Origin of the sequence: Arthrobacter sp. UYEF20 (assembly GCF_040546335.1) — a bacterium.
Taxonomy (GTDB): Bacteria; Actinomycetota; Actinomycetes; order Actinomycetales; family Micrococcaceae; genus Arthrobacter.
Genome location: NZ_JBEPNP010000004.1, coordinates 105,805 through 128,150, shown reverse-complemented (window position 1 = coordinate 128,150; position 22,346 = coordinate 105,805). Strand labels below are relative to the sequence as shown.

The 22,346-nt window shown below is 67.8% G+C and carries 22 protein-coding genes and 2 pseudogenes; 10 read left to right on the top strand and 14 right to left on the bottom strand.

All coding sequences use genetic code 11. The features are described from left to right. The first annotated feature begins 2 nt into the window (after positions 1-2). From ABIB26_RS06410 to asd, 7 genes are all read left to right on the top strand, one after another. On the top strand, positions 3-980 hold the full coding sequence (locus tag ABIB26_RS06410; RefSeq protein ID WP_354240658.1) for an NUDIX hydrolase: 978 nt from the start codon (positions 3-5) through the stop codon (positions 978-980). Positions 981-1,066: 86 nt separating this feature from the next. Next, positions 1,067-2,716 (top strand): hypothetical protein, encoded by a 1,650-nt coding sequence (locus tag ABIB26_RS06405; RefSeq protein WP_354240656.1) that lies wholly within the window; start codon positions 1,067-1,069, stop codon positions 2,714-2,716. After that, the gene (locus tag ABIB26_RS06400) at positions 2,713-3,123 is read left to right on the top strand and encodes a GntR family transcriptional regulator (protein ID WP_354240654.1); all 411 of its coding nucleotides are present in this window, start codon (positions 2,713-2,715) and stop codon (positions 3,121-3,123) included. The genes ABIB26_RS06405 and ABIB26_RS06400 overlap by 4 nt, the downstream gene beginning before the upstream one ends. A 31-nt stretch (positions 3,124-3,154) precedes the next feature. Further along, positions 3,155-3,958, top strand: coding sequence for a thymidylate synthase (locus ABIB26_RS06395; RefSeq protein ID WP_354240652.1), 804 nt, complete (start codon positions 3,155-3,157; stop codon positions 3,956-3,958). Next, complete coding sequence (locus ABIB26_RS06390; RefSeq protein ID WP_354240650.1) at positions 3,955-4,545, top strand: dihydrofolate reductase; 591 nt, start codon at positions 3,955-3,957, stop codon at positions 4,543-4,545. The genes ABIB26_RS06395 and ABIB26_RS06390 overlap by 4 nt, the downstream gene beginning before the upstream one ends. Positions 4,546-4,547: 2 nt before the next feature. Beyond that, a complete protein-coding gene (locus ABIB26_RS06385; protein ID WP_354240648.1) occupies positions 4,548-4,766 on the top strand; it encodes an NF038396 family protein in 219 nt (72 codons plus the stop codon). Between the two features lie 81 nt (positions 4,767-4,847). Beyond that, positions 4,848-5,990: an aspartate-semialdehyde dehydrogenase gene (gene asd / locus ABIB26_RS06380; RefSeq protein ID WP_354240646.1), complete on the top strand. Its 1,143-nt coding sequence runs from the start codon at positions 4,848-4,850 to the stop codon at positions 5,988-5,990. 22 nt (positions 5,991-6,012) lie between these two features. Here the strand turns inward: asd and ABIB26_RS06375 are convergent, their stop codons facing one another. Further along, a complete protein-coding gene (locus tag ABIB26_RS06375) occupies positions 6,013-7,119 on the bottom strand; it encodes a winged helix DNA-binding domain-containing protein (protein WP_354240644.1) in 1,107 nt (368 codons plus the stop codon). 75 nt (positions 7,120-7,194) lie between these two features. Between ABIB26_RS06375 and ABIB26_RS06370 the strand changes: the two genes are divergently transcribed. Continuing rightward, on the top strand, positions 7,195-7,686 hold the full coding sequence (locus ABIB26_RS06370; protein ID WP_354240642.1) for a hypothetical protein: 492 nt from the start codon (positions 7,195-7,197) through the stop codon (positions 7,684-7,686). 32 nt (positions 7,687-7,718) lie between these two features. Here ABIB26_RS06370 and ABIB26_RS06365 read toward each other — a convergent pair whose 3' ends face one another. The 4 genes and pseudogenes from ABIB26_RS06365 to ABIB26_RS06350 all read right to left on the bottom strand — a co-directional run bounded on the left by ABIB26_RS06365 (position 7,719) and on the right by ABIB26_RS06350 (position 11,105). After that, positions 7,719-8,786: a UDP-N-acetylmuramate dehydrogenase gene (locus ABIB26_RS06365; protein ID WP_354240640.1), complete on the bottom strand. Its 1,068-nt coding sequence runs from the start codon at positions 8,784-8,786 to the stop codon at positions 7,719-7,721. A 60-nt stretch (positions 8,787-8,846) separates the two neighbouring features. Continuing rightward, positions 8,847-10,127: pseudogene (locus tag ABIB26_RS06360) on the bottom strand (MFS transporter). A gap of 25 nt (positions 10,128-10,152) precedes the next feature. Next, positions 10,153-10,602, bottom strand: a complete 450-nt coding sequence (locus tag ABIB26_RS06355; RefSeq protein ID WP_354240638.1) for a MaoC family dehydratase — start codon at positions 10,600-10,602, stop codon at positions 10,153-10,155. A 17-nt stretch (positions 10,603-10,619) separates the two neighbouring features. Then, positions 10,620-11,105, bottom strand: coding sequence for an FAS1-like dehydratase domain-containing protein (locus ABIB26_RS06350; protein ID WP_354240636.1), 486 nt, complete (start codon positions 11,103-11,105; stop codon positions 10,620-10,622). A 173-nt stretch (positions 11,106-11,278) separates the two neighbouring features. Here ABIB26_RS06350 and ABIB26_RS06345 point away from each other — a divergent pair, with 173 nt between their 5' ends. Continuing rightward, positions 11,279-12,163 (top strand): SDR family NAD(P)-dependent oxidoreductase, encoded by an 885-nt coding sequence (locus tag ABIB26_RS06345; RefSeq protein ID WP_354240634.1) that lies wholly within the window; start codon positions 11,279-11,281, stop codon positions 12,161-12,163. Between the two features lie 114 nt (positions 12,164-12,277). Further along, positions 12,278-13,060, top strand: coding sequence for an IclR family transcriptional regulator (locus ABIB26_RS06340; RefSeq protein WP_354240632.1), 783 nt, complete (start codon positions 12,278-12,280; stop codon positions 13,058-13,060). Positions 13,061-13,075: 15 nt separating this feature from the next. Here the strand turns inward: ABIB26_RS06340 and ABIB26_RS06335 are convergent. The 9 genes and pseudogenes from ABIB26_RS06335 to ABIB26_RS06295 all read right to left on the bottom strand — a co-directional run. Further along, positions 13,076-13,852 (bottom strand): annotated as a pseudogene (locus ABIB26_RS06335) (glycerate kinase); the annotation flags it as partial. Further along, positions 13,849-14,838: a 2-hydroxyacid dehydrogenase gene (locus ABIB26_RS06330; RefSeq protein ID WP_354240630.1), complete on the bottom strand. Its 990-nt coding sequence runs from the start codon at positions 14,836-14,838 to the stop codon at positions 13,849-13,851. The pseudogene ABIB26_RS06335 and the gene ABIB26_RS06330, both read right to left, overlap by 4 nt. 2 nt (positions 14,839-14,840) lie before the next feature. Further along, complete coding sequence (locus tag ABIB26_RS06325; protein WP_354240628.1) at positions 14,841-15,815, bottom strand: hydroxymethylglutaryl-CoA lyase-like TIM-barrel protein; 975 nt, start codon at positions 15,813-15,815, stop codon at positions 14,841-14,843. After that, on the bottom strand, positions 15,812-17,056 hold the full coding sequence (locus ABIB26_RS06320) for a CaiB/BaiF CoA transferase family protein (protein WP_354240626.1): 1,245 nt from the start codon (positions 17,054-17,056) through the stop codon (positions 15,812-15,814). Before ABIB26_RS06320 ends, ABIB26_RS06325 begins: the two co-directional genes overlap by 4 nt. A 16-nt stretch (positions 17,057-17,072) precedes the next feature. Continuing rightward, positions 17,073-18,545 (bottom strand): GntP family permease, encoded by a 1,473-nt coding sequence (locus ABIB26_RS06315; protein WP_354240625.1) that lies wholly within the window; start codon positions 18,543-18,545, stop codon positions 17,073-17,075. Positions 18,546-19,106: 561 nt separating this feature from the next. Next, the gene (locus ABIB26_RS06310; protein ID WP_354240623.1) at positions 19,107-19,331 is read right to left on the bottom strand and encodes a DUF3188 domain-containing protein; all 225 of its coding nucleotides are present in this window, start codon (positions 19,329-19,331) and stop codon (positions 19,107-19,109) included. A gap of 45 nt (positions 19,332-19,376) precedes the next feature. Further along, a complete protein-coding gene (locus ABIB26_RS06305) occupies positions 19,377-20,318 on the bottom strand; it encodes a DUF2797 domain-containing protein (RefSeq protein ID WP_354240621.1) in 942 nt (313 codons plus the stop codon). A 28-nt stretch (positions 20,319-20,346) separates the two neighbouring features. Then, complete coding sequence (locus tag ABIB26_RS06300) at positions 20,347-21,210, bottom strand: HpcH/HpaI aldolase/citrate lyase family protein (protein WP_354240619.1); 864 nt, start codon at positions 21,208-21,210, stop codon at positions 20,347-20,349. Between the two features lie 182 nt (positions 21,211-21,392). Next, positions 21,393-22,340, bottom strand: a complete 948-nt coding sequence (locus ABIB26_RS06295) for an aldo/keto reductase (protein ID WP_354240941.1) — start codon at positions 22,338-22,340, stop codon at positions 21,393-21,395. Positions 22,341-22,346: the final 6 nt, after the last annotated feature.

Genomic DNA, 22,346 nt, shown 5'->3' with positions numbered 1-22,346 from the left:
CGTTGAGTAGCGATTCACTGGTTGCGGACCAGACAGACCATCTAGGCGAAGCGATTGCGGTTACCGCGGCCGGCGCCATCCCCTGGCGCCTTAATTCGGCGGCGAAGGACCAGCTCGAAGTCCTGCTGATCCACCGTCCGCGGTATGACGACTGGTCCTGGCCCAAGGGCAAGATCGATCCAGGCGAGACGGTGCCTGAGTGCGCCAGCCGCGAGGTGGAGGAGGAAATCGGGCTCAGCGCCCCGCTGGGCATCCCGCTGCCTCCCATCCACTACCACGTTCCCGCCGGGCTGAAGGTGGTCCACTACTGGGCCGTCGACGTCGACGGCGCGAGGATCGTGCCCGACGGCAAGGAAGTGGACAGCGTGATGTGGTGCTCGCCGGAGAGGGCCGCGCGCCTGCTGAGCAATCCCAGCGACGTCACCCCGCTCGAGCATCTGGTGGCGGCCCATGGCCGCGGCGAACTGGCGACGTGGCCGCTGCTGGTGGTGCGCCATGCCAAGGCCAAACCGCGTTCCTCCTGGACCAAGGCCGAAGGCGACCGCCCACTGGCCGCCACCGGCCTGCGGCAGGCCCAGGCCGTGGGACGGCTCCTGCAGGCCTGGAAACCCGCACGGATCGTCTCGAGCCCCTGGCTGCGGTGTGTGGCCACCATCGCGCCGTACGCCAAGGCCGCCGACGCCAAGGTGAAGCTGAACGAGTCGCTCACCGAACACCGGCACGGCCGCAGCCCGCACAAGACGGCCGCCGTCGTCGAGGCGCTCTTCGACAAGCAGCGGCCCGTGGCCCTGTGTACGCACCGCCCCGCGCTGCCGACCGTCCTGAAGCAGCTCGAGAAACACATGAGTTCGCGGCTCAGGGACATGCTGCCGTCCGCCGACCCGTTCCTGGCCCCGGGCGAGATCCTTGTTTGCCACGTGGCGCACGGCAGCAAAATCAGGGTGGTTGCCGTGGAGCGGTTCAGGCCCTTCGACGACTGAGGCCTGCGGCCCTTGACCGTGCAGCGCTGCCGGCCCTACTTTGTATCAAGCACTTGATACATTGACGCAGGATTTTGGGGTAATTCATGCCGGTCCAGTTCAACGTCCCGCCGATCCTGCTGCTCGGTCCGCTGCTCGCCGCCGTCGTCGTGTACCTCGTGCTGCGCTGGGTGATCTGGGCTCCGCGCACGGGGACATCCCCGGCCACGGTGTCCGAGCACGGGCTGTGGGTAGGGGTGATCGGCTGGCTGGCGAGTTCACTCCAGGGTGCGATGAACCTGGGCATCATCCCGGCCAATCCGGTCACCACCGCACCCATGGTGACCCCGGACGCCATCATTCCTGCCCTGGGCTGGCCGGTTCTGGGCTGCCTCGCCGTGCATGCCCTGGGCCAGATCAGTTACCCGGGACCGCGGCGGCTGCGGCGGCAGGCCGTCCTGTCGGTGCGGCGCATCCGGGATTTCCTGCCGCGCAGGCTGGCACTGGCCACGGCGGCCATCTTCGCCTTGGCGGCCGGCTGCATCGCGCGGACCGCCGCCCTGCCGGGATTTGCCGCAGTGCCTCCTGTCACGTTCAGCGACGGGCCCTACAGCTACCAGAGCGCGGGCGGCGACGGCCGCATCCCCGGGGCCGAGCTGGCCGGCTGGCTCGGCGGCGCCCTGCTGGTGCTGGCGGGCGGGACGTGTCTGGTGCTGTGGCTGATTGCGCGCCGCCGGCAGCTGGAGTCCCTTGACACCGCCGACAATGCGTTGCTCCGCACCATCGCCATGAACCGGCTGCTGCGCACAGTGGCCACGGTGGCCGCCGGGCTGGCCGTCATTGCGGGGAACTTCGCGGCCCGCCCCGATCCGTCGGCGGGGACGACGTCGTGGACCAACCCGGCAGGCCTGGCCGCTACCGTGGTCCTGCTCGTGATGTGGTGGTGGCGGCCGCCCCGGCTCGCGGCCGCCGGGCTGGGCGTCCGGAACCGGCCCGAAGCCGGACTCGCCGCGGGCAGGCAGCACCCGGCGGCCAGGCTCGTTTCCTCGCTCGGGCCGCTCTTGGGGCTCACGGCTGCCGTACCCTTGGTGGCCGGCATCTTCCTCGCCCCGGCCCTCATGGCTGCTGCCAGCTTCGGGCTTGCCGGCTTCGTGGCCCTCGTGGCCGGGCTCGTCTTGCTCGTGATTGCCGCCGGCGAACTGCTCCTGCAGCGCAACTACGGGACGCCTGACGCGCCGCGCACCTGGCCCCGGCAGCCGGTGAGTCCTGCTCTGTTGACCACCGCCGACTTAGCGCTCCTTGTTTTCCTGGTGGCCGTGATCGTCACCGCACTGGGGCAGGCCCGGCTCGCCGAGGAACCGGACTGGATTCCGGTTGTGCTGTTCACGGCCGGCGTCGCCGTAATGTCCCTGCCGGCATTCCTGGCCGTCCGGCTCCGCCAGACCGTACCCGATCTCCCCGCCGGCGTGGACGCGGCCCTGCGCGCCATCACCATCCACCGGACAGTGCGGACCCTCGCCGCCGCGTTGACCGCCCAGGCCGCGGTCCTACTGCTGACCCAGGGCCCGGCCTGGGCTGCGGTCTTCGTCGCCTCGTCATTCGGGGATGCCATCAATCCGTCCGCCGGATCATGGTGGCCGGCGACAATCGCAGGTTCCCTCCTGGGCGCGGCGGCCACAGTCATCGCCGTGATACCGGTGCGCACCCCGGCACGCGCCGCCCCCGGCCAGCCGCGGAAGAAGGAACCCGTGTCATGACCGCAGGGATCTCGGTGAACCTGCTCTCGGCCACACCGCCCTACGACCAGATCCGGGCGCAGATCTCCTCGCTGATCACCCTCGGAACGCTGGCACCGGGTACCCGACTGCCGACGGTCCGGAGCCTCGCGGCGGACCTCGGCATCGCGGCCGGGACCGTTGCCCGGGCCTACAAGGAGCTCGAACAGGCCGGGTTGATCGAGACCCGGCGGCGCAACGGCACGGTTGTCGCCGGGATGGCCGCCCCGGCGGACCCTGCCGGGATGTCCGCCGGGATGCCGGCCGCCCTCAGCGCGGAGGTGATCGCCGCCGTCGACCGTTACATTGCGGAAGGCCGCAAAGCGGGACTGGACGACGCCGCCCTGCTCGCGGTCGTGCGGGCGAGACTTGGCGGGCAACACGAATGAGCGGAGCCCGGCGGATCAGTAGACTGGGACGGTGAGCATTCCAACGCCCTATGAAGACCTGCTGCGCGATGTCCTGGAACACGGCACGCACAAATCGGACCGTACCGGGACCGGCACGCTCAGCGTGTTCGGCCGCCAGCTCCGCTTCGACCTGAGCAAGGGCTTCCCCCTGATCACCACCAAACGCGTGCATTTCAAGTCCGTGGCCGTGGAGCTGCTCTGGTTCCTGCGCGGGGACACGAACGTGAAATGGATGCAGGACCAGGGCGTCACCATCTGGAACGAATGGGCCGACGCCGACGGCGAACTCGGCCCGGTCTACGGCGTCCAGTGGCGGAGCTGGCCCACCCCCGACGGCGGCCACATCGACCAGATCGCCGAACTCATCGAGAACCTCAAGTCCAACCCGGACTCACGCCGGCACATCGTCTCGGCCTGGAATGTGGCCGAGCTCAAGGACATGGCCCTGCCGCCATGCCATGCCTTCTTCCAGTTCTATGTGGCCGACGGGAAACTCTCCTGCCAGCTGTACCAGCGCTCGGCGGACACGTTCCTGGGGGTGCCGTTCAACATCGCCTCCTACGCCCTGCTGACCTGCATGATCGCCCAGCAGACCGGGCTGGAACCGGGCGAGTTCGTCTGGACCGGCGGCGATGTCCATATTTACGACAACCATATGGACCAGGTCCTCAAGCAACTCCCCCGGGAACCCTACGACTCCCCGCAGCTCAAGATCACCCGAAAACCGGACACCATCTTCGACTACACCCTCGATGACTTCGAAGTGGTCGGATACCAGCACCACCCGACGATTAAGGCCCCGATAGCCGTATGAGCAACGAAGCCAGCCCCGACGCGCAGCCCGCCAACTTCACCGAGCAGCTCGCCGCCTCCCTCACCGGCCTCGGCGTCGTGTGGGCCCAGACCAGCACCGGAGCCATCGGCAAGGACGGCGGCATGCCGTGGCACCTGCCGGAGGATATGAGGCACTTCAGCCGGCTCACCGCAGGCCATCCGGTCATCATGGGCCGCAAGACCTGGGAATCCTTCCCGGACAAGTACCGCCCGCTGCCCGGCCGGACCAACATCGTCATCACCCGGCAGGAAGGCTGGGGCGGAACGCCCGCGGCCGAAGGCGCCGTCGCCGTCAAATCCCTCGACGACGCGCTGCTGGAGTCGCAGTTCGCACCCGGCCACGAGATGGTCTGGATCATCGGCGGCGGGGAGATCTTCGCGCAGTCCGTGGATCTTGCGGACGTCGCCGTCGTGACCACCATCGACTCCACCACCGAGGGAGATACTTTCGCTCCCGAGCTCGGCTACGACTGGACCGCCGGAACGTCCCTGCCGTCCGACGGCTGGCTGACCGCAGACAACAGCACCCGCTACCGCGTCACCCTCTGGCGCCGGACGGAGGCCTAGGAATGCCGAATAAACCCGAAACCCTCTTTGTCCTGGGCTACATGCTGCTGCCCCTGCTGGCGCTGCTGTCCGCGATCGTAGGGCTGACCATGATCCTCGGCGGCAACAAGATCATCGGCGCGATCGTGATCGTGGTGGTCACCCAGCTCTTCGCGTTCGGCGCGGTCTATGCCTTGCGGAAGCGGAAATCGGCGCTGCTCGAGGAGTCCCGCGGCGAATAGCCCGGGCTCCGCAGCCACCCGCAGGCGTGCGGGTGACGTAACCGACTGCGCCCTGCCGGCCGCAAAGTCTAAACTGGCTCAATGACTACAGCAGCTACTCCGTCCGTTGGACTGGTCGGTTGGCGTGGCATGGTCGGTTCCGTCCTGATGCAGCGTATGCAGGACGAGGGCGACTTCGCCAACATCAACCCGGTATTTTTCTCCACCTCGAACGCCGGAGGTGCCGCCCCGGCTGTTGCCGGTGCTGCCGCGGGTGCGGCCGGCAAGCTCGAGGACGCGTTCGACGTCGAGACGCTGGCCAAGCTGCCGATTATCGTCACCGCCCAGGGCGGGGACTACACCAAGCAGGTCCACGGCGAGCTCCGCAGCCGCGGCTGGAACGGCCTCTGGATCGACGCCGCCTCCACCCTGCGGATGAACGACGACTCAATCATCGTGCTGGACCCGATCAACCGCGACGTGATCGACGCCGGCCTTTCCGGCGGCGTGTTGGACTACATCGGCGGCAACTGCACCGTCTCCTGCATGCTCATGGGCCTGGGCGGCCTGTTCAAGAACGGCCTCGTCGAATGGGGCACCTCGATGACCTACCAGGCGGCGTCCGGCGGCGGCGCCCGGCACATGCGCGAACTCCTCAGCCAGTTCGGCACGCTCAACGCCGAGGTCAGCAGCGAACTGGACGACCCGGCGTCGGCCATCCTGGAGATCGACCGCAAGGTCCTGGCACACCAGCGCACCGACATCGACGCCAGCCAGTTCGGCGTTCCGCTGGCCGGCTCGCTGATCCCCTGGATCGACGCGGACCTCGGCAACGGCCAGTCCAAGGAAGAGTGGAAGGCGGGGGTGGAGACCAACAAGATCCTCGGCACGTCCGGCGAGAACCACATCATCATGGACGGGCTGTGCATCCGGATCGGCGCCATGCGCTCGCACTCGCAGGCCCTCACGCTCAAGCTCCGCGAGGACCTCTCCGTCGCCGAAATCGAGAAGCTCCTGGACGCGGACAACGAGTGGGCCACCGTGGTGCCGAACACCAAGGAAGCCTCGATGGCCGATCTCACTCCCGTGGCGGCGTCCGGCACCCTGGACATCCCGGTGGGCCGCATCCGCAAACTCGAGATGGGCCCGCAGTACATCAGCGCCTTCACGGTGGGCGACCAGCTGCTGTGGGGCGCCGCCGAACCGCTGCGCCGGATGCTCAACATCGCCACCGGGATGCTCTAGGACCGGTCAGACGCCGAACCCCTCAGACACCGAGGAATTTCCGGTACTTCGCGGCCTGCAGCTCAAAGGACTTTTGGGCCGCAGGCCGCAGTCCGTTAACAGGGTCAAACGGTTCGGGCACGACGCCGGCTCCCGCGCCGTTCCGTGCCACCGCCCAGGTGCCGACCACCTCGCCGCCGGCCACGATGGTCCGCTTGAACATCCCGTTTCCGCCGGGCACCACCTTGTCCGAATGCTCTGGCGGAAGGACCAGCGAGCGGTCCGCGTAACCCAGCAGGAACTCATCAAAGCCCGGCAGCGCCAGCAGCGAGCGTGCCCCGGGGACGGCGCCGTCGAGCAGCGCCGCCGTCTCCGGCGACAGCCAGTAGCTCTTCGCTTCAAACTCCAGCTCCACCAGCTCGTCCCTCACGGCGGCGAGGGCGGCGCGGACCTCGGTCAGCGGGACGCCGGCCCACCAGGAGAAGTCCCGTTCCGTGGCGGGTCCGTGGCTGCGCAGGTAGCGCAGCAGCAGCTCGGCGATTCCCTCCTCCCGGCCCAGCGAACGCGACTCCTTGATCCACTCGTCGAAGGCCACCACCCGCTGCTGGTTGCCGGCAGGCGGCCCCTGCACGAGCCAGCACCGCTGGCAGAGGATCCCCAGCAGATGGATGCCCCGCTGGCCCGCCGTCGACTGGCCGGCGCCTTCGAAGGCCTGGAACAGCTCGGCCCGGGTCGCGGAGCCGCCGCCGGACACGAGCCGAAGCGCAGCCTCACGCGCCGCCTCCGCGTCCGCTGCCGTGATCTCCAGCTCCCTGTGCCGTCCCGCCATCCCCCGGATAAGCCGTTCGGAGGTGATCGCCAGCATCCACTTCAGGTCCTCGGGAGCCAGCAGGTGCAGGGTGCCGCGCATCGGCCAGGAGCGGACAATCTCACCGCGATCCAGCGCGCCGCGGACCTCGCCCAGACGGGATCCGGGAACCCGCTGTCCGACGGCCCAGAGCGCGGCCGGCAGGTCCTGCGCCTGCATCGCGGTCATCCACCGGACGGCTTCCGGGACAGTGCCAAGCCCCGGGCCGGTCAGCCCCTGTGAGGCCAGGCGGAGCCGGCCCATGGCCCCCCGGCCCAGCCGTGCGCGCACCACTGCTGTCATGGACCCATCGTAGGCCGTTGCGTCCGCACCGGACGTTCCCAGCCGCCTTCCAGCAGGACTCCCTACGCTTGGTACATGACCATGAGCGAGATGTGGCCCCTGTTGCGGCCCCTGTGCAGGAAGCTTGCCCTGCTGGGCTGGGCCTCCAGCGCGGCCGGAATGGCTGCCGGCCTCGCCGTCGCCATCGCCAGCGGAACCCGCCTCTCCCCCATGATGAGCACCATGCAGCTTGTCGCCAGCGTGTGTATGGCCGTCTCCGTGGCCGCCTTCGTCCCGGCCGCCGCGCTGCAGCCGCGCGCCGAAGCCCGGCCCGCCGCCGAGCCGCGGGACGCGGATCTCCGGCTCGAGACCGGGGCGGAGCTTCCAGCCACGGTGCAGAGCTTCCTGCTGGGTTCCCTGGCCCTGCTCGCCGGGGCCGTCGTCTTCGCCTGCGCCGGTCTGCTGCTCCGGAGCGGACCCAGCGCGCAGTCCGTGGCGTTCTGCGAGGTGTTCCTGCTGGGCGCCGCGGCGTCGGGCTTCACCTTCATGCTGTTCAGCAAGGTTTCCCCGCGCGGCCGCCGGAGCTGAGCGGCAACTGTGCCGGCGGCAGACGCCGTTTCCTAGAGCTCCACGCCGATCAGCAGCGGTTCCGGATGCAGTTCAATGCCGAAGCGTTCGACGACGCCGCGCCGCACCTCCCGCGCGATTGCCAGCATGTCCTCGGTCCGCGCGCCACCCCGGTTGGTGATAGCCAGGGTGTGCTTCGTGGACAGCGAAGCACGGCCGCCCGAGACGCTGCCGGCGTCGAGCCCGAAGCCTTTGCCGAACCCGGCCTGGTCGATCAGCCAGGCGGCCGAGAGCTTCGTCAGCCCGTCCGTTCCGCCCGGATACCGGGGAGCGTCCGCCGGCAATTGCGCAGCCGACTCCGCCGGAACGATCGGGTTGGTGAAGAACGAACCGGTGGAATAGGTGTCCCGGTCCGAAGGATCCCAGACCATACCCTTGGAGGCCCGTAGCCGGAGCACCTCGCGCCGGACGTCATTCGAGTACGCCCGGCGGCCCGCCTCGACGCCGAGGCTCCGGGCAAGTTCGGCGTAGCGGACCGGGGCGCTCATCCGGCCCAGCGGAAGCTGGAACTCCACCGTGAGGACCACGAAGCGCGGGGAGCCGTTGACGGTGGTCTGCTTGAGGACGGAATCGCGGTAGCCGAACTTCAGCTCCGAATTCGTGAAGGTCCGGACGGCGTTGCGTTCCCGGTCCCAGGTGCGCACGGCGGCGATGGTCTGGGAGACGTCGGAACCGTAGGCCCCGACATTCTGCACGGGCGTGGCGCCGGTGGCGCCCGGGATGCCGGCCAGCGCCTCGATGCCGGACCAGGCGTGCAGCACCGCGTGCGCCACGAGCGCGTCCCAGTTATGGCCGGCCTGGACCACGACGGCCGCCCCGCCACAGGAATCCTCGGCGTTGACGGCGAACCCCTCCGACGCGATCTTCAGGACGGTCCCGGGAAACCCGGCGTCGGAGACCAGCAGGTTGGAACCCCCGCCGATGATCAGCAGCGGCTCGCCGGCGGCGTCGGCCGAGCGGACGGCGTCGATGATTTCGGCCTCTGTGCGGGCTTCGATGAAGTTGCCGGCGGGGCCGCCGACGGCAGCCGTGGTTAGGGCGGAAAGCAGTGTCTGGGTCACCTCACCAGCCTAGCCGGGATGGGCGGCTCCCCGGCAAGCGGGCCGGCGGTGCCCGGCAGGCTAACTGATCTTGCGGGCTACCGGGGAGAGCAGGAAACTGACCACGATCATCACCATCACGGCCAGCAGCGAGTGCAGGATGCCCACGTGTTCGGCCAGCAGACCCAGCAGGGGCGGACCGCAGAGAAACGCGCCGTAACCGATCGTGGACACAACGGAGACCCGGGCGGCGGCCTTGGCGGGGTCGTCGGCTGCGGCGGACATGCCCACCGGGAAGCCCAGCGAGGCGCCAAGTCCCCAGATCGCCAGGGCCACGTAGGCCAGCCACGGAACCGGGGCAAAGACGAACAGACCCAGGCCCAGCACGGCCAGGGCGGCGCACCAGCGCATCACCGGGACGCGGCCGAAGCGGTCCAGGACCAGGGTGCCGGCGAAGCGGCCCACGGTCATGAAGGTGACAAACAGCCCGTACCCGGCGGCGCCGGCGGCATCGGTCTGGCCGTGGCCGTCGGCGAGCGCCAGGGCCACCCAGTCGCCCGCCGCCCCCTCGGCAAGGGCAAGGCCCAGCACCAGGACGCCCAGCAGGAGTGTCCTGCGGTCCCGCCAGGCCTGGGTGATCTGGCGTTTGTTGTCCAGCGGCTGCTCGGGGACCGCGTCCGTCTGCCGGACGATGGGGATGGGCCCGGTGGAGGGATCCTCGAAGGTATCCGTCCCGGATGCCTTGAAGGGGCGTTCCGCCTCGACCGGAGTGATGTCTGCACGGAACCAGGCGGCGGCAGTGGCCACCGAGCCGGCCACCACGAGCCCGCCGGCTGCCAGATGCCAGAACACCGGGATGCCGGCACCGGCGGCCCATGCACCCAGCCCGGCTCCTGCCACTGTTCCCAGGCTGAAGGAACCGTGCAGCCGGGGCATGATGTGCCGGCGCACTGCCCGCTCGACGGCGGCGCCCTCGACATTGGACGCGGTGTTCCAGCTCGCGGTGCCCAGCCCGATCACTGCCAGGCCCGCCGCTACGGCCAAGGGGTTGACCAGGACCGACGTGCCGAAGCCTGCGAGCACCAGCCCGAACCCGACCAGGATGCTGCCGATCTGGATGGTGCGCTTGGGGCCAAGCCGAAGGACAATCAGGCCCGAGGCGGACACGGACAGGAAGGACCCCGCCGTCATGCAGAGCAGGAGCAGCCCAATGGTGCCTGGCGTCAGGTCCAGGCCGTCGCGGATGGCCGGCAGCCGGGACACCTAGGTGGAAAACGCGATTCCGCTGGCCCCGTAGGCCACCACCACAGCGTTCCGCCAGTGCGTGATCTCGGCAGCCGGGACGAAGACATCCTTGGTCACGGCAGCATCTTTGTCACGATCTTGGTCACGCCAGCCTGACGACGGCCTGCGCCTTCACCAGCACCTTCTGGCCGCCCGAGACGACGGTGAGGTCCACGCGGGCGGTGCCCGCGCCGGCGTCGAGCGCTCCGATGGCGCCGCTGACCTCGATCACGGCACCGGGCTCCGGGGTTCCCGTGGTGTCGGCCACCGGGACGGGCTTGGTGAAGCGGGTCTGGAAATCGACGACGGCGGCGGGGTCGCCGGCCCAGTCGGTGACCAGCTGGACGGCCGCACCCATGGTGAACATGCCGTGCGCGATCACGCCGGGCAGCCCGACGCCGGTGGCGAAGGCCTCGTTCCAGTGGATCGGATTGAAGTCACCGGACGCGCCGGCATACTTCACCAGGTCAGTGCGGGCGACGTCGATGCTGCGGCTGCCGATGTCCTGGCCGACCGTGAGGCTTGCAAGCGTGGGGGTGGTTGCTGTGCTCATGCCCTGTTTCTTGTTCATCACTGTCCCTCTCCGCGGACCAGGATGGACGAGGTGGCGGTGGCGACAGCCTCGCGGGAGTCATCGCCGGCCGCGACTGCGTCTGCACCTGCGGCAAGCGCAAAGATTTCCGAGCGGGTGGTGATCATGGCGCCGCCGCCCATGGCGCGGACGCCGTCGACGTGCAGCTCCGCGACCAGCCGGTCGCCGGCGACAATCGGACGGTGGTGGGTGAAGCGCTGGTCGGCGTGGACCACGCGGGAGAAGTCGATGCCGGAGTCCGGATCCTCTATCAGCTGGGCATCGGCGCGCTGGGCGACGATGATCGCGAAGGTCGGCGGGGCCACGAGGTCGCTGTGGCCCAGCGCCGCGGCCGCGTCCACATCGAAGTGGGCGGGGTGGGTGGCTTTTACCGCACGCGCGAACTCGCGGATCTTCTCGCGGCCCACCTCGTACATCTCTGCGGCAGGGTAGCTGCGGCCCTGCAGATCCGGATTGATAGTCATGGATCCAGCCTAGCGCCACGCCGCCCACGAACCGTTGTGGAAGGGGAACCGTCGCCTATCGTCTGCGCGGCCTTCGGAGCGGACCCGGGTATATTCGCCCGGATCCCCCGTAGACTGGGCCGCGTCACCACCGGCAAGCGTCCATCTGCCGGAGCCCGAGAGGAGCATTCGCTGTGGCCGAGAAGAAGAGTTGGACCACCGGACGTCTGGACGGAAAGAGCGCGGTGGTCACGGGCGCGGCACGCGGTATCGGGCGGGCCAGTGCTATCGCTCTCGCCCGCGCCGGGGCAGACGTTGTGGGCATCGACATCGCAGCCGAAGTCAGCCCGATCGACACTTTCGCCCCCGCGTCGCCGGCCGAGCTAGCCGAGACCGGTGATCAAGTAACTGCGAATGGCGTCCGTTGGAGGCAGTTCATCGCCGACCACAGGAACATCACCGATCTGCGGGGGATCAGCGAGGCGGTGGAAGAGGATTGGGGCGGTGTCGACATTGTGTTTGCAAATGCCGGCATCCAAGCGTTCAAACCCTTGCTGGAGATGGAAGACGCGGACTGGTTCGACCAAATCGAGAACAACCTCAACGGCACCGCCAACGTTCTGCGCGTCTTTGCACCGCTCCTGGTGCGTCGTGGTGGCGGCCGGATTATCGTCACCTCCTCCACACAGGGGCAACACGGGACGAAGTGGGGGTCCTCGTACTCCGCCTCGAAGTGGGGGATCATCGGCCTCATGAAGTCGGCCGCACTGGAACTCGGGGAGCACGGCATCACCGTCAACGCAGTCATCCCTGGCCTGATTGACACAGCACTCACCCGCCACGAGGACCGCTATGCGCAGGCGATCGCGACCGGCGGCGGCGAGGCCACGGGGGACGAGGCGAAAGACGAGGCCGCAGCACGGAAGTCCTTGATGGCAAAAAGCCCGCTGGGCGTGCCATGGATCGACCCTGCGGACGTGGCTCCGCTTGTGGTGTTCCTGGCATCCGAGGAAGCCCGCATGGTCAGTGGAACATCGTTTGCCGCAACCGCCGGCGACAGTGCAAACGTGACGGCATAACCCTCCCACTCTCCATACCTACGTCACCGCCCAAACTTCTTCTCCGATGTTGAAGTTCCGCAAGTGTGAGAGTCGGACAGTCGCTGCAATGTGGGCCGACCATAGAATTGGCTCATGGTTACTCCCACGAACCAGGGGCCCGCCCCTCTTCTTGTCCTGGCGAAAATTAGTGACATTTTGGATTCCTTTTCACTCGCCCGGCCGGAGTTGACGTTGGCTGAAATTCGCGATTCGACGGGTCTTCCGACGTCCACGGTGCAGCGTCTGGTGGGGAACCTCGTGGGGCACGGATTCATTGACAGGGTGGATGACCGGTACCGGATCGGCGTGCGGATGGCGTATTGGGCGGCCCCCGCCACTCGAGGAATGGAAGTCCTGGACATCATCGGGCCCTTGCTCAAGACGCTGCGGGACAGCACGGGCGAGACCGCGTGCTTCTTCAAGGCGGAGCAGCAGTACCGCGTGTGCGTCGCCATGGCGGACACGCGGCACGCCCTCCGCCGGGAAATGCACCTTGGGAAGATCCTCCCGCTCCATGCGGGTTCTGCGGGGCGGGTCCTCCTGGCCTGGGATCCGGAGCTCATGGACGCCGTCCGGCACGCCCCGCTGGAGTCGATCACCGATTCCACCATTACCAGTTCTGAAGATCTGGAAGCTGCGGTGAAGAGGACCCGGTCAGACGGATTTGCCATCACCGTGGGCGAGCGTGAAGACGGTGCCTCGGGTCTTTCTGCCCCGGTTTTCGACTCCGCGGCCGCCTTGGTGGGGGCGGTGACCATCAGCGGTCCGACTCTGAGAATGCCGTTGGAGACCTGCGAGGCATGGGTGGAACCGCTCCTGGCAACAGCCGACAACATGACGAGGTTGATAGGTGGGCGGTTTCCCGGCGAGGCATGATGCTTCCCCGGTCTGCGTATCGAGCCGCCCCTCGCCCACAACGACGGCCGCAGCGCGCTCCAAATGCCGGTCGAAGGTCGCGGCGTCCAGGACGGCGTCTGCCCCGGAAACCAGAGCTGCGCCTAAGTTCGCCCACAACCCGCCGGAAAGTCCGCCGGCCGCGCCAGTGCGCGGCACGCCGGCTGGATTTCGCGGATACGTAGTGGCCAGCTGATACAGGCGTTCTTCCAGCAGCCGCACGGTTGCAGGATCTGCACCCTTCTGCGGCCCAAAGACGCGTGGCGCGTCAAGGAAGCTGGTGGTCACGTCAGACAGGACAGTGATCCGGGCACCCTGAAGACCGCCCTTTTCGGTGATCGCCTGCACGGCCCCAGCCCCGCCGTCCGTCGTCGCAGAACCGCCTGCTGCCACCAGAATGTGCGTGGCTCCATGACTGATAGCGGCCGTTATCAGCAGGCCCGTGCCGTACGTGCTGGCCGTCAGGGCGTCCTCGGGGCTGTTCCGCGCGGCGGTGAGGCCGCTCGCTTGGGCAACTTCGACGACGGCGGTCCCGTCGGCTGCCAGCCCTATGATCGCCTGCAGCGGCTCACCCCAGGAATTGACGACGTCGGCCGTCACCGGCGACGTCCTCAGGCTGTGGCAAAGGGCGTCGAAGGTCCCCTCGCCACCGTCTGCGACAGGTAGCGGCATTGCCCTGCCGCCGCCGTCGGTGATGCCTGCGGTGACTGCCGCTGCAACCTCGAGGGCTGAGTACGTCCCCTTGAAGCTGTCCGGGGCAACAAGAATCGTCATGCCCGGACCAGTGGGTTGACGGCATGCGGCGGCATGCGTCCTTCGGCGATGGCCACTGCGTTCAGGGCGCTGAGCCGGGCCATCTCGCTGCGGACGGCAACGGTGGCGCTGCCCACGTGGGGCAGCAGGACCGTGTTGGGCAGCTCGGCCAGCCCCGGAGCCAGCCGCGGTTCGTCCTCGAAGACGTCCAAACCGGCGCCGGCAATGACACGGTCCCGCAGTGCGTCCACCAGGGCGGCCTCGTGCACGATCGGCCCACGGGCGGTGTTGATCAGGATAGCGTCGGGCCGCATGCGGCGCAGCACGTCGGCGTCCACGAGATGCCGGGTCTGGTCAGTCAGCGGCACGTGCACGGAGAGGAAGTCGCTGCGCTCTACGAGGTCTTCCCACCGCACCTGCCGGACGTTGCCCGCGAACTCGCCGAGTTCCTCGTCGCTGACGGGGCGGTCGCCCGGCGGCCGCGGCGAAAAGAGGACCTCCATGCCGAAGCCGAGGGCGCGCCGGGCGGTGGCACGGGCGATCCGGCCAAACCCGGCGAGGCCCAGCACGGCACCGGAGACATCGCGGCCCAGGAGGAGCTCCGGCTCCCAGCCATGGAACTGGCCGTCGCGGACCAGCCGGTCCGCTTCCACCACACGGCGGGCCGTGCCGAGGATGAGCAGCATGGCGATGTCCGCCGTCGCATCCGTCAGGACACCGGGCGTATTGCCCACCATGATGCCGTAGCGGGTGGCGGCATCGACGTCGATGTTGTTGTACCCGACGGCGAAGTTGGACACGCCCCGCACGCGGGCGGCGGCCAAGAGTGGCGCGTCGATCACGTCGCGCAGCTGGGTGAGGACGACGTCGAAATCACCTGAGGCGCACAGCGCCGCGAGCGTCTCGTAGTCGGGAGGTTCGGGCAGCACGGTCACCCGGCCGGCGTCATGAAGCAGTTGAAGTCCCGGATCCGGGATGGCGGTGGTCACCAGAAAGTTGCTGACCATGTTCAGTTGCCTCCCGTGCCGCAGGGCATGTTCCCGGCAGGCGGGCTGTCTGACGGGATCACCCATTCGAAGGCCGCCGCCTTGGACCGGGCGCCCTGGGCGGCCTTCGACCGGTTGGGTTCGCCAAGTTCTGCCAGCAGCTTCTCGGACATTCCGACCAGTCCTGCGAACCTTTCGACAGTCAGCCAGCCGGGACGGGTGGCGAACAGGATGTCCTCGGTGGAGGTGTTTCCGCTGGCGCCCGGGGCAAAGGGACAGCCGCCCAGGCCGCCCAGCGCGCCGTCCACCATGGCGGCCCCGGCCTGGATGGCGGCAAGGGTGTTTGCCACGCCCAGCCCCCAGGTGTCGTGACCGTGGTAGACGATCCGCCTCGCCGGGGACTCTTCCCGGACGAGCCGGATCAGCCCGGAAACCTGCGCGGGGATGGCCTGGCCGAGGGTGTCGCAGAGGACGACGTCCGTGGTGCCCGCAGCGCGCGGGTCATTGGCGATGGACAGCACGCGCTCCTCCGGGACCGTTCCTTCGAAGGGACACGTGAACGAGGTGGCGATGCAGAGTTGGATGTGCCCGTTGACCGCCTGGGCGTACTCCACCGCCTGGGGCAGTGCGGCAAGGCTCTCGTCCGTGGTGCGGCCGATGTTCGCCTTGTTGTGCGAGTCGGACGCCGAGAGGCAGTACTGGAAGTTGCGCGCCCCGGCAGCGGCGGCCTTGGCCACGTGCCCGGGGGTGGCCACCCAGATCCAGCACTTTTCCAGTTCCTTGGGGGTGAGGGAAGCTATGAGCTCAACCGTGTTGGCCATGGACGGCACGAGGTCGGCGCGCGCCATCGAACCGATCTCAACGGCCGGCACACCGGCGTCCAGGAGCGACCGCACGATTGCGGCCTTCCGTTCGGTGGAGAGCATGCCGCCGGTGAGCTGCAGTCCGTCCCGGAGGGTCACGTCCCGCAACTGAAAATCATGTCCGTTGGTGTTCATACTGTTTCCATCTCCATCTTTGCCATCAGGGAATCGGCCTCGTCCGGCGTCTTGCCGAGCACCCGTTCGAGAACCGCCCTGGTGTCCGCGCCGAGATCCGGCCCGAGGTTCCTGATCGGCAGGGATTTTCCCCCGATGACCGGGATGATTCCGGGGAATGCCACATTGGACAGTGTTTCCTGGCCTGTGGATACATCGAATCTCTGGATCATGTTCCTGGCGGCGTATTGGGCGTCGGAGACGATGTCCGCCGCGGTGTAGATGGGTCCGGCGGGCACCCCTGCTGCGTCGAGGGCGGCCAGGGCTTCTTTTACCGTCAGGTTCTTTGACCAGTCGCCGATGGCCTGGTCCAGCTCGTCCCGCCGTTCCCACCGGTCCGCGTTCGTCTGCAGCCCAGGATCGATGCCGAGATCAGGGCGCCGGATGACATCCATGTAGCGTTTGAAGATGGCGTCGCCGTTGCCGGCCACCACGATGCTTCCGCCGAGGCACAGGTAGGCATTCGAAGGGGCGATGCCTTCCATCCGTCCGCCGGTCCGTTGGCGGTTGATGCCAAAGGCCGTGTGGTCGGGAATTAGGGACTCCGTTACCGACAGCATCGCTTCGTTCAGCGCGACGTCGATCATCCGTTGCCCGAGCGGAATCGGGGTTTTGCCGCGCTTGATTTCGCGTTCGAAGAGCGACATGACCGACCCGAAGGCCGCGTACAGGCCGGCGATCGTGTCACCAATGGAAACTCCCACCCGCACCGGGGGCCGGTCAGGATCCCCCACCAGGTCCCGGAAACCTCCGAAGGCTTCCGCGACAGCGGCGAAGCCGGGCCGTGCCGCCATCGGGCCGGTCTGGCCGAAGGCGGAAATCCGAGTCAAGATCAGCTCCGGATTGGCTTCGTTCAACACTTCCGGGCCAAGACCCCATTTTTCCAGCGTGCCGGGACGGAAGTTCTCCAGCACGATGTCCGAGGCCGCGGCCAGTTCCAGGACAAGTTCCCGGCCTTCCTCGGTCCGCAGATCGATGACGACGGACTTCTTGTTGCGGTTGATGGTCCGGTAGAGCATCGAGGTGTCCCCCGCGTACAGTCTCCAGTTTCTGAGCTCGTCGCCGGTGCGGGGCCGCTCCACCTTGATGACTTCCGCGCCGAAGTCGGCAAGCAGGCGGCCGGCGGTGGGGGCGGCAATGTAATTGCCCAGTTCCAGGACTCGGACGCCTTGAAGCGGGGCCACGATGTTGTCAATTGTCATTAGCCTTAGTTCTTTCTTAGATGAAGATGCTCAGCACGAGCGTGAAGCCCAGGGCCACGACGGAGGCGAGGGAGACACCCAGGGTGCAGCTTTTCAGTGTTCCGCGGGTGGTTTGGCCGAGCATGGACTGCAGCAGCCAGAAGGTGTTCGACGTGACGTGGACGACGAACAGCGATCCGGCGCCGGCTGCCAGTGCCAGCAGCACCGGGTTGATTCCCAGCGCGGGCGCGATCGGGGCGAGCAGCCCTGCAGCAGTGATCGCCGAAATCGATACGGATCCGACGGCGATGTGCAGGACAGCGGCGATGCCCCAGACCACGAGCAGCGGGGCAACGCTTGAGGCTGAGAAGTACTTCCCCATGATCTCTCCCATTCCGCTGGTAGCCACCATCGCAGCGAGCGATCCGCCGGCGCCGGTCAGGATCAGGATCTGTCCGGATTCCTTGAAACCGTTCGCCACTGCAGCCTCGACCCGCTTTGTGCCGATTGTCATCCGCGCAACGAGGCTGGTTCCCAGCAGGCCGATAAGCAGGGCAACCACCGGCGTTGAGAGGAAGACCGTGATCTCCGAGGTGAGTCCCGCCATTTTCAGGAACGCTCCGGAAGCGATCAGCACCAGGGAAACGGGCATGGGCCCGAACATCAGCAGGAGCCCCGGCTCCCGGGAGGCACTGGTCCCGGGTTCGCGTACGTCATGGGGCAGCAGACCCACCCGGCTCGACGTCGTCGTGCGTTCGGTCCCGCCGCCCTGAACCACAGCGTGCTCGCTGTGTCCGTGCACGTGCGAAACGGTGTGGACCACCATCCCGTCGGCATCCTCCAACTCCGGGGATTCCGCCACGGCCTGTTCCTCATCCGTCTCGGTATTCCACAGCCCGCGCTGGATGAAGAAGTTCATGAGGAAGATCGATACGAGGATCGTGGGAATGATAACCAGGAGGCCGAAGATGAGCATTTCGCCCAGCGGAACCTGGAGTAGGCCGGCGAGGGCCACTGTGGCGACCCCGGGGACCATCAGGACGATGCCGCACTCGAGGCTGATGGCCATGGCGGTCGCCATTTTCGCGGTGCCGAACTTGCCCAGCTTCGGGGCGATCCTGCGCGCCAGCGGAGCGCTCATCACCAGGAGCACGTCAAGGAATATTGACTGCAGCAGCGTGCCGATGGTCAGGCCCAGCGCATATGGCACACCCTTGGGTCCGAAGACGTGCAGCAACTTGTCCACCAGTTTCGAAATGGCTCCCATTTCGTTCAGGATGGCCCCCATCAGGACGCCCCAGGCTATGAGTAGTCCCACCTTGGTCATGATGTCGCCGAAGCCGGTCATCACCGTCTTCGTGGTCTCGGCCGCTCCCAGACCCGTAAGAAGGCCCAGTGCAGTTGCTCCGATCACCAGCGACAACGCCGGATTGATCCGGAGACGAAGGATCATGACGACGATGCCGATGATCACCGCCCCCGTGATGCTGAGTATTTGCCAATCTTCCATGAGTAATCCTCCATTGGATCCATGTCGGTCAGTAAGTCAGGTCACACTCCTACAGTATGAACATGAACTCATTATGTGAGTCAATGCTGGCTGCCGGTCTTTGAAAGTCGGATCGTCTACAACCAGACCGTCCGCAGCAAAGGGGTGCCGGGGACGCCGGCTCAACCCCCTCGCATGGCTACCCTCCACCAGGTCACCGAAACGATCGCCCCGGGCAGGAGGTATCTACCCGGACAGCTCCTGGCGCGGGTGCAGAAGTTCCCGGACTATTTGATTCAGCGGTGAGCCGGTGAACGGCAGTGCTTCCAGGTCGACTCCCGCGGCGGCCGGCACCGGCTCTCGCAGGTGCGGATGCTTGGACGCCACCGGCGCTCACACCTTGCCGAGGTCATTTCGGCGCTGGGGCTGCGGGGCGTCACGGTGCTGCTGAAGGGCGTCCAGCCGGATCAGCTGGACCACTTGACGGCTGGGGTGATCAGGTCCCTGCGGCACCACGGCACCTGTTCACGGCCCTGCCGGCGGCCGTGGACCGCGCGCAGCAGGTCCGGCGGAACGCTCCTGTCAGCGCTTGAGGTTCTTCCGGATCGTCTGGCCGCGGACCACGAGCCCCACGATGTGCAGGATCAGCCCGAGGCCGATGACCGGCAGGGAGGCCACGGCCAGGCCCTGGTTGTGGGAGGTGTTGCCCACGATGTTCAGGATGATGCCGAGGGCAATCAGACCCATGGCGCTGAAAACGAGCACCTTGTAGGTGGTTGACGCGGAGGCCCAGAATTCGTTCAGCACCGTGCAAGTCTACCGGCGCCGCCGTCGGATCCCTTCCCGGGATCCTCAGAACAACGATTCCTGCACGGCCGGGACGTCCGAGCCATGGTCACCGAGTTCGATCACCCGTGCCTTGAGCTGCCCCAGGTCCACCACGAATTCCAGCTCGCTGCCGTCCAGCGCCGCGAGCGCGATGCTGCCGCTCAGCGAGTCAATCCGGAACCCGTGCGTTCCGGCACTCAGGTGGTGGGGGTAGGCATGCCGGGCGGCCGGTGCGCACGCGTTGGCGGAGAGCTCCGGCCTCGCCCACCGCTCATTCACCACCTCGAAGTCCTCAATGCCGGCACCGGAGAGCAGCGTCCGGACCTCCGCGGCCAGCCGTCCGTTCATGGCGTCGAGTTCGACGGCGGCTGCCGGCGCCACGAGCGCGGCCGCTTTGGCGGCCGAGCGGACCTGCTGCGGCAGTCCGGCGTCGCGGGTCACGAGGTCTTCGAGGATCCGGACCACCCGGCCGTCGTCGGCGCGGGCGACATACCGGGCGACGACGGCGCCTTGCTCGGCGAGCCGGTTCCATTTGCGCACGTGGGATGCCGTGCCCACCTTGCTGGCACCGTTGGCGAAGGTGGCAACGTACAGCCAGTGCTGCTGCATCAGGTACGCGCGCAGCCCCGGCGGGACCCGCCCGCCGCGGTGGAAGTCGTGGATGAGCCGCGAATCGTCCAGCACGAAGCAGCGCTCGCACTGGCTCCCCCTCGTGGCGGCATCACGGTCGGGGCAGAGGACGTGGTCCCGGTCCGCGGGACCGTGCACCAAGTGGCGCCCAAGGCAGGACTTCCCGGCGGCGGCGAGCCGGAAACCGAGGCGGGTGCCGGCGTCGTGCGCCAGTTCGGTGAAGGTGCCGGAGGGGTCCTGCAGCCGCAGCGACGGCGGTCCGCCCCCGGGAAAGTCCGCAGCGGGCGCCGGACCATCCCAAAAGACCCCGTGGACCAGATATCGGGTATCGGCCACGGGGTCTCCTTGCTGGATGCGGGTGCGGCTACAGGGCCGGCTGCACCCCAAAGGCTACCGCGAGCTTCATGATCTTCTCGGCGCGGCCCAGGCGCGGCAGGTCGGAACCGTCGCGGATGACCCGGCCGCTGGCCTCGAAGTCGGCCATGAAGTCCGTGGCCCAGGCGACGTCGGACGGCGTCGGGCTGATGACCTCGTTGATGACGTTGGTCTGGTCGATGGCGAGGCAGAGTTTGCCCGTCATGCCCATCATCACCGTGATGCCGGTCTGTTCGCGCAGGATCGGGTGGTTGGTTCCCACCGTGGGGCCGTCGACGGGACCGGGCAGGTTGCCTACACGGCTGGCCACCACGAGCTTGGCGCGCGGGTAGGCCATGGCCTCGGGGGTGGCTGCCATGCCCGTGTCGCGGCGGAAGTCGCCGGAACCGAAGGCCAGCCGGAACGCGCCCTGGGCCTTGGCGATGTGGTTGGCTTCCTCGATCCCGACGGCGGACTCGACGAGCGGAATCACCGGGATCTTGCCGTCCATGCGGTGGAAGCTTTCGGTGACCTGGTCCGCGGACTCGGTCTTCGCCAGCATGACCCCGAGCAGGCCGGGGGTGCCGCGGAGACCGGCGAGGTCATCGGCCCAGAAAGGACTCGTGGCATCGTTGATCCGGACCCAGGCGTTGCCGCCGCCGGTGAGCCAGTCCACCACGTGCGCGCGGGCGTCGTCCTTCTGCGAAGGATCCACGGCATCCTCGATATCAAGGATGATGGCGTCCGCGCGGGAGACGGCGGACTGGTCGAAGAGCTCGGGTTTCATCGCGTTGACCAGGAGCCACGAGCGGGCGATTTCTGCTGGAACGTTGCGTTGAGGCCGGACGGTCCCGGCTGCGGTGGTAGAGGTCATGTCTCTACGCTAGCCGCACCCGGGCCCCTCCAGCCAAGTATTCCGGCCCGCGGGGTGTCCATTACGACCAAAATCACAAACCCACCCAAGTAGCTAGCAGTAGTTGTCGTTCTGGACGCCCAAAACGACAACTATTGCGAGTCAGTCGGGAGAGCCGGATGGGCCAGCCCGACGGCGTCCGGCTAGGGGATGTTGCTGCCCCGCGCGGTGACCCACAGCCGGTACCACTCGGCCCGGCTCATGCCGGCTGCGATCTCCGCGGCGCCGGCGCAGGCCCGGATACGGTCCGGTTTGGCCGTACCGATCACCGGCGAAATCCCGGCCGGGTGTTTCATCAGCCAGCCCAGCAGGATCGACTCCCCCGTCGTGTTCTTTTCCCCGGCCAGCTGCGCCACCAGGGCGGTGGTGGCGACCTCCGCCGCGCTCGGCATGGCGGCCGGCGCCCCGGTGTACAGGCCGCGGGCCAGCGCGCCGTAGGCCTGGAGCGTGACCCCCTGCCGGACGCAATGCTCCACGGTGCCGTGCGGGAAGCTGTAGTCGGCGCCCTCCGCGTGGTTGACCAGCACGGTGCTTTCCAGCCAGGCCCGTTTCAGCAGGCTCATTTCCAGCTGGTTGGCCACCACCGGGGCCTCCAGCCGGGCCTGCAGCACCTCGATCTGCGGCCCGGACATGTTGGACACACCCACGGCGCGCACCTTGCCTTCGGCCATCAGCTGCCCGACGGCGGAGGCCACCTCGGCGGGGTCCAAGAGCGGATCGGGGCGGTGCAGCATCAGCACATCCACGTAGTCCGTGCGGAGCCGGGCCAGGCTTTCGTTGGTCCGGGTCAGGATGCCGTCCCGGCTCAGGTCGTAGTGCGTCTCCAGGCCTTGCTCGTTGAGCCGGATGCCGCACTTGGTCTGAAGCCGGATGCGTTCCCGCAGCCCCGGCGTCCGGGCCAGCACCTCACCGAACACCGCCTCGGCCTTGCCGTTGCGGTAGATGTCGGCGTGGTCGAACAGCGTGATGCCGGCATTCAGGGCGGCGTCCACGGCGGCAGCAGCCTCGTCCACGTCCGCGGACGAGTACGGCTCCGCCGACCAGCTGCCACCGAGGCCCATGCTGCCATAAATCAGTTCCTGGACAGGGATCAGCTC